Origin of the sequence: Thermoactinomyces mirandus (assembly GCF_013868055.1) — a bacterium.
GTDB lineage: Bacteria > Bacillota > Bacilli > Thermoactinomycetales > Thermoactinomycetaceae > Thermoactinomyces > Thermoactinomyces mirandus.
On the sequence record NZ_JACEOL010000009.1, the window covers coordinates 228367 to 235103 of the forward strand.

General features: G+C 47.3%; 6 protein-coding genes. 3 read left to right on the forward strand and 3 right to left on the reverse strand.

Going from position 1 to position 6737, the window contains the following annotated elements; translation table 11 throughout:
* Window positions 1–34: 34 nt before the first annotated feature.
* On the forward strand, window positions 35–1168 hold the full coding sequence (locus H2C83_RS04220; RefSeq protein ID WP_181738055.1) for an SH3 domain-containing protein: 1134 nt from the start codon (window positions 35–37) through the stop codon (window positions 1166–1168).
* A gap of 50 nt (window positions 1169–1218) precedes the next feature.
* Here H2C83_RS04220 and nadA read toward each other — a convergent pair whose 3' ends face one another.
* The 3 genes from nadA to H2C83_RS04235 are packed head-to-tail and all read right to left on the reverse strand — an operon-like array spanning window position 1219 to window position 4690.
* Complete coding sequence (nadA, locus tag H2C83_RS04225) at window positions 1219–2313, reverse strand: quinolinate synthase NadA (RefSeq protein ID WP_181738110.1); 1095 nt, start codon at window positions 2311–2313, stop codon at window positions 1219–1221.
* An 11-nt stretch (window positions 2314–2324) separates the two neighbouring features.
* Window positions 2325–3170: a carboxylating nicotinate-nucleotide diphosphorylase gene (gene nadC / locus H2C83_RS04230; protein ID WP_181738058.1), complete on the reverse strand. Its 846-nt coding sequence runs from the start codon at window positions 3168–3170 to the stop codon at window positions 2325–2327.
* 11 nt (window positions 3171–3181) lie between these two features.
* Window positions 3182–4690, reverse strand: coding sequence for an L-aspartate oxidase (locus H2C83_RS04235; RefSeq protein WP_220183992.1), 1509 nt, complete (start codon window positions 4688–4690; stop codon window positions 3182–3184).
* Between the two features lie 183 nt (window positions 4691–4873).
* Here H2C83_RS04235 and H2C83_RS04240 point away from each other — a divergent pair, with 183 nt between their 5' ends.
* Window positions 4874–6037: a cysteine desulfurase family protein gene (locus H2C83_RS04240; protein WP_181738060.1), complete on the forward strand. Its 1164-nt coding sequence runs from the start codon at window positions 4874–4876 to the stop codon at window positions 6035–6037.
* Between the two features lie 18 nt (window positions 6038–6055).
* A complete protein-coding gene (locus H2C83_RS04245) occupies window positions 6056–6700 on the forward strand; it encodes a hypothetical protein (RefSeq protein WP_181738062.1) in 645 nt (214 codons plus the stop codon).
* Window positions 6701–6737: the final 37 nt, after the last annotated feature.

Below are 6737 nucleotides of genomic sequence, written 5' to 3' on the forward strand. Positions count from 1 at the left end.
TGATGAAACCCTGCTCGGGAGGGATCATGAAAAAGTGAAACACTGGAAATGGATTTTTACATCCATTTTGGCCATTATTCTGATCTTCGGGGCTTATTTTGGAACGGTTCAGGCTGCCGCAAATTACCAGATTGAAATCAATAAATCGACCAACAAGCTATACCTGTACAAAGATGGCATCTTGCAAAAAACCTATTCAATAGCAACCAGCCGTTCCAATGAATTAACTCCCGAAGGGACTTTTACAATGGTTGTAAAAATCAATCAGCCCGGATGGAAAAATATTCCAGGCGGCAACCCGCGTAATCCTTTGGGCGAAAAATGGCTGGGATTCAGCGTAAATGACGATAGCGGCCGAACTTACGGAATTCATGGCACAAACGAACCGGAAAGCATCGGCCATCATGTTTCCAACGGATGTGTGCGGATGGATAAAAGAGGTATTAACGAATTGTATAAAACCATCCCCGAAGGTACTCCCATATGGATTCACAGTGGAAAATCGACCGGCAAGTGGGCAGGTGATCCCTCATATGCCGTTCAACCTCTCAGGGGGCAGCTGAGAGTAACGGTCGACCTGGCCAATATCCGTACAGGTCCGTCACTGGGCGCGTTTATCATTCAACAGGCTGAAACCGGAACAACCCTCGACATGACCGGTTTCGTCAATGAATGGTATCAAATTGAGACACCTGACGGGAAAACCGGTTTTATCCATAAATCCACAGTCGCCAATAATTCCGCCATTGCGAAGCCAAACCGGTTTATCCAGGCCACAGGATATCTCAAGGTTACCGGATCGATGACAAACATCCGCTCCAATCCGTCATTGACCGCACCGATTGTGCAAAAGGCAAAAAGGGGAACCGAATTGATTTTGACTGGAGAAAACGGGAGCTGGTATCGCGTCCGTCTTCCCAGCGGTTTTATCGCTTATGTCCATAAAAGCACCGCTGAAAAAGATATCAGCAAAAAACCGGATTCAAAACTGATTACGACCCGGTTCTTCCTGGCCAATATCCGGAATGCCCCTTCCCGACATGCAGCCATTATTATGCGGGTGGCCCGGAATACACAACTTGAAAAAATTGGAACCAATGGTGAGTGGCAGATCATCAGGCTAAAAGACGGCCGGACCGGATTTATCCATAATCGTGTGGCAAATTAGCCAAAATACAGGAGAAGCCCTGTAAAGAAAGGGGCTTCTCCTGTTTCTGTCTATTTAATGGTCAACATCCGGTCAAGCGCTATTTTCGACCAATGTTTGATTTCGTCGTTCACTTCCATTACATGAACCGGCTTGCCTTCAATGATGCTTTCCAGCGTCCACAACAAGTGCGGCCGGTCAATCCGGTTCATGGTCAGGCATGGGCACATTGTTGTGCTTAACAATTCAATATGCTGTTCAGGATGTTCCTGTGCCAGCCGTTGCACCAGGTTGACTTCTGTCCCGATTGCCCAGCGACTGCCAGCCGGCGCTTCCCCGATTTTTTTGATGATATAACCGGTTGAGCCGGCGTCATCAGCCAGTTTGACAACATCGAAGGAGCATTCCGGATGCACAATCACTTTCATTTCCGGATCCCGCTCACGAACGCGGCGCACTTGTTCAGGAGTGAACTTTTGATGCACAGAACAATGCCCTTTCCACAAAATCATGCGCATCTGGTTGAAAGGACCTTGCACATCTCCAAACTGACCCTGAACCGGATCCCAAATCACCATTTGCTCCAGAGGAATGCCCATTTTAAAATAGGCTGTATTGCGACCCAGGTGTTGGTCCGGTAAAAAGAAAACATGCTTCTTCCGTGCAAAGGCCCACGCCATAACTTCATGGGCATTGGATGAGGTGCATGTAGTCCCTCCATGTTTCCCCACAAACGCCTTGACCGCGGCAGTTGAATTGACATAGGTCAGGGGAATCACCGTATCGCCAAACTTCTCCTGAATCGCTTCCCAGGCTTCTTCCACTTCTTCAATATCCGCCATATCCGCCATGGAACAGCCTGCGCGAAGATCCGGCAGGAATACGGTTTGTCCCGGTTCTGACAAGGTTTCGGCAGTTTCGGCCATAAAATGGACTCCGCAAAAAACAATATATTTTGCTTCTTTCTGACCAGTCCCGATTTTTGCCAACCGCAATGAATCACCGCGGAAATCCGCATATTTGATAACATCATCCCGTTGGTAATGATGTCCCAATATCACCAAATCAGAGCCAAGTTTTTCCCTGGCCTGCTGAATTCGTCTGTCCAGTTCTTCACTGCTCATATTCCGGTAAATTTCCGGAAGATCCTGATCAATGTAATTCATTACCTCACTGGTCAACCCTTTCTTCCCTCCTCAAAATCCAGACTGATATCCAGCGCCTTAATCGAATGGGTAATCCACCCCAGCGATACCGCCTGTACTCCGGTTTCAGCTATCGGGCGAATGGTTTCCGGCGTAATGCCGCCTGACGCTTCCGTAAAAATGCGGCCGTCAATCAGACGGACTGCCTCCCGCAAGGTATCAAGATCCATATTATCAAGCAAGATGGCATCGACATCATATTTTAAAATCTCACGGACTTGCTCCAATGTATCTGCTTCTACTTCAATTTTAACCATAGGACCCACACGCTTGCGGGCCAGTTCAATCGCCTTGGCCAAACTTCCAGCCATTGCAATATGATTGTCTTTGATCATGACACTATGGCTTAATCCCAAACGGTGATTGGTACCGCCACCGATCCGAACTGCATATTTTTCCAACTGTCTCAAGCCAGGGGTTGTTTTCCGGGTATCCAGGACCTGGCAGGAAAGCCCGTCCAACTTCTCCACCAGTCGTCTGGTTGCTGTTGCAATGCCTGACATTCTTTGCAAGAGGTTCAGTGCCACCCGTTCACCCGTCAGAATAGTCTGGGTAGAACCGGTAATCCGGGCAATCGCTGTTCCTTTTTCAACCTGATCTCCCTCGTTAATGAAGAACTCCCACTCAATCCCGGAGTCCAATTCCTGAAAGACTGCCTGAATCACGGGAAGTCCGGCAATAACTCCTTTTTGTTTGGCGATAAACAGAAAAGAACTTTTATGGTTTTTCGGCACCAGCGCTTCCGTTGTCAGATCACCAACACCAATATCTTCGTTCAATACTTCACGAATCCATTCTCTCAATTTAATCCAGTTCATTCTGAAGCTCCCTATATCACTTTATGTTTTCCAGCCCATGCCGGAACTGTTTCCGGATAATCATAGCGATAATGTCCGCCTCTGCTCTCTTCACGCCACAGAGCCGCTTTCATGATTAACTGTGCAGTTGTTAACATATTACGGGATTCAAACATTCCTGGCAATAATTTTGCGGACAATTGTTCCAATTTTGAAAGGCCTTCCTTCAATCCGTCTGATGAACGGATAATCCCTGCATGATCCCAGACAATCTGCCGTATTTTATTCTTGATTTTTTCCTCATCCTGTCTGTCCGTGCACACATCAGGGATCAGAGACGGATCCACATCCGCAGTCTGATCTTCATAAGCAGACAATCGAGCAGCTACGCGTTGGGCAAAAACCGCTCCTTCCAACAGAGAATTGCTTGCCAGCCGGTTTGCGCCATGAACTCCTGTGCAGGCAACCTCCCCACAAGCAAACAAACGGGGCAAAGATGTTCTTCCATAGGAATCGGTGCGAATTCCTCCCATGATGAAATGAGCAGCCGGTCTGACCGGAATCAGGTCATGGACGGGATCGATCCCCATCTTGCCACAGGCATCATAAATTTTTGGAAACCTGTTTTTAAAATGCTGTCCGATTTTTGTCGCGTCCAGATAAATATTCCTTCCCTGCTGCATTTCTGCATAAATGGCCTTGGAGACGACATCACGGGGGGCCAGATCTTTCCATTCGTGATAACGTTTCATAAACGCTTCTCCCAAATCATTGACCAAAACTGCTCCTTCTCCGCGGACCGCTTCGGATATCAGGAACATCGGGTTGGTTTCCACCGCAAGCGCTGTCGGATGGAACTGGACAAACTCCATATCCATCAGCCACACGCCCGCACGATGCGCTATGGCAAATCCATCACCGGTAGCAACCAGATCATTCGTTGTATAACGAAATACTTGCCCACATCCGCCCGTAGCCAGCACAACGCCTTTCTGCGCCAGATAAACCGTCGGATGCTGGTCTGCGTCAAGTGCCGTGACTCCACGGCAAACTCCGTCGGTAACAATCAGATCTGCTACCATGGTATGCGTCTTTACCTCTATGTCGGGCTGATGAGCAAGTTGACGCAGCAATGTCGAGGTAATCCCCGCACCAGTAGAATCACCGTGCACACGCAGGATCCGTGAGACGGAATGGGCTCCCTCCCTGGCCAGTGCATACTGGTTCCCGCTCTTGTCAAAAGGAGTTCCCCAATCGATCAGCATCTTGATGGTTTTGGGGGCCATCCTGACCATCAAATCGACGGACTCCGGATTGCACAAGTCTGCACCTGTCCGCAGCGTATCCCGCAAATGAAGTTCGGGAGAATCCTTTTCTCCAACTGCTGCGGCAATGCCACCCTGGGCCCGAAAAGAATTGCTCTCGACTTCCCGCGCCTTTGTCAAAACGGCAACTTTTCCGGTTTTTGCCAGAAAAAGCGCTGTTGTCAAGCCTGCAATCCCACTGCCTACTACAATATAGTCGGTAACCACTCGATTCATAATTTCAGGATTCCTTTCGCAAAATCTTAACAAATTATTCATTTTTATTTTCTCAATAAAAAAAGGAATGTCAACCACAAATTTTCTCCTTTTTATTATAAACGAATTGTCAAAAAAGGTCTTTCATCCTCTTTTTTTCGCTATAATAGTTGAAGAAGCCTTATAGAACGGAGGTTTTTTAATGTGAAAGCAATTTATCTGGACTACGCAGCAACAAGTCCGGTACGGTCTGAAGCACTTGAAGCAATGCTTCCGTTTTTCCAGGCTGAATATGCCAATCCCGGAAGTTTGCATGATTTCGGGCAACGAAACAGGGAAGCGATTGAACTGGCCCGCAAACAGATTGCCAGGGCAATTGGCGCTTCGTCACCCAGAGAAGTTATTTTTACAGGAAGCGGAAGTGAAGCGAATAACCTTGCAATTTTGGGGACGGCCAGAAAACACAGGCACCGTGGTAATCACATCGTTACTTCTTCCATTGAACATCCATCGGTTCTGCAAGTTTGTAAACACTTGGAAAGAGAAGGATTCCAGGTCACCTATCTTCCTGTCAATTCATACGGACAGGTTTCGGTCAGTGACCTGAAAAAAGCTCTTACAGACCAAACGATTCTGGTAAGCATCATGGCAGCCAACAATGAAGTGGGGTCGCTGCAGCCGATTGCTGAAATTGGTCGATTGATTGCCGAAACTCCCATCCTGTTCCACACGGATGCGATGCAATTTTTTGGAAAGTTGCCTCTTTCCGTGCAAGATTTCGGCGCAGACCTGATGTCGATCAGCGGACACAAGATTTACGGCCCCAAAGGCATCGGTGCCCTTTATGTAAAAAAAGGTACGCGCATTGATCCCGTCCTGTTTGGCGGAGGACAAGAGAGGGGATTGCGTCCCGGTACATTGAACACACCGGCAATTATCGGTTTTGGAACAGCCGCTTATCTGGCCGCGAAAGAAGTGACTTTTGAAAGGAAACGGTTAAGTCGTTTGCGCGATCACTGCTGGCAGCGCATTAAAGAGGAAATCGGCCAGGTCGATTTGAACGGGCATCCTTCCAGTCGATTGCCCAATAACCTGAACCTCAGCTTTCATGGAGTAGAAGGCCAGGCCGTCTTGCTGGAACTGAACCGAAAGCAGATTTATGTTTCCAGCGGTTCAGCATGCAGTGCCGGAAAGCACGCCCCTTCCCACGTGCTTGTTGCCATGGGCAAAAGCGAAGATGCGGCATACCAGAGCGTTCGGATCTCATTCGGGAAAGAAACAACCGAGTCGGATATCGACCAGCTGGTTGAAGCATTAAAGGATATTCTCGGTTATTTGCGTTCACTGTTCCATCACGACAAGCTTTAAGATGTGGAGGATGTTTCATTGCATAAACTATTAAAAATAGCCCTGAAATTGCTGATTGCATTCGCCATTGCAGGTTTGTTTTGGATTTTGTTTGTCTATTTGCAACTGGTCAATTATGAGGATCCCGAACAGGTCTATCTGATGGGAACACCGATCGCTTATGCCTTTGTCTTTTTCTTTTTATGCGTAGTCATCCTTTTTATCTTTTCATTTATTAAAAACCGGGACTGTCCGGCCAAATTAAAGCGGCACTTTTTTCTGTTTTCCTTTTTCTATCTGATCAGCGGAATTCTCGTAATCCTGAGTTTTGACAACTATTTGCTGGTTACTCCCCGGGGAATGGGATACAGCTATTTTTTCCAGATCGAGGATATGCAATTCCATCGGTGGCAGGATATTGACCACGTTGAGCTCGATTACAAACCGGAACAGCTTACGCTTATGACGGAAAAACTTCGCCTTCAGTATCACATTCACTTTAAAGACGGAACCCGATACAATTTGAACGGATACAATTCACCACTGTTTGATGCCGACCAGTTTAAAGCGATCCATCGGACTTTATTGCGGGAAAATGTTCCCGTCACCATTAAACGTCCTCTTCCGGAAAATATTCAAACCGATTCATTTATATATGAGATGTTCCACCTGCATTTGGAATAAAACACCCCTCACCAAGCTGATGTGCACCCCTTAAAAT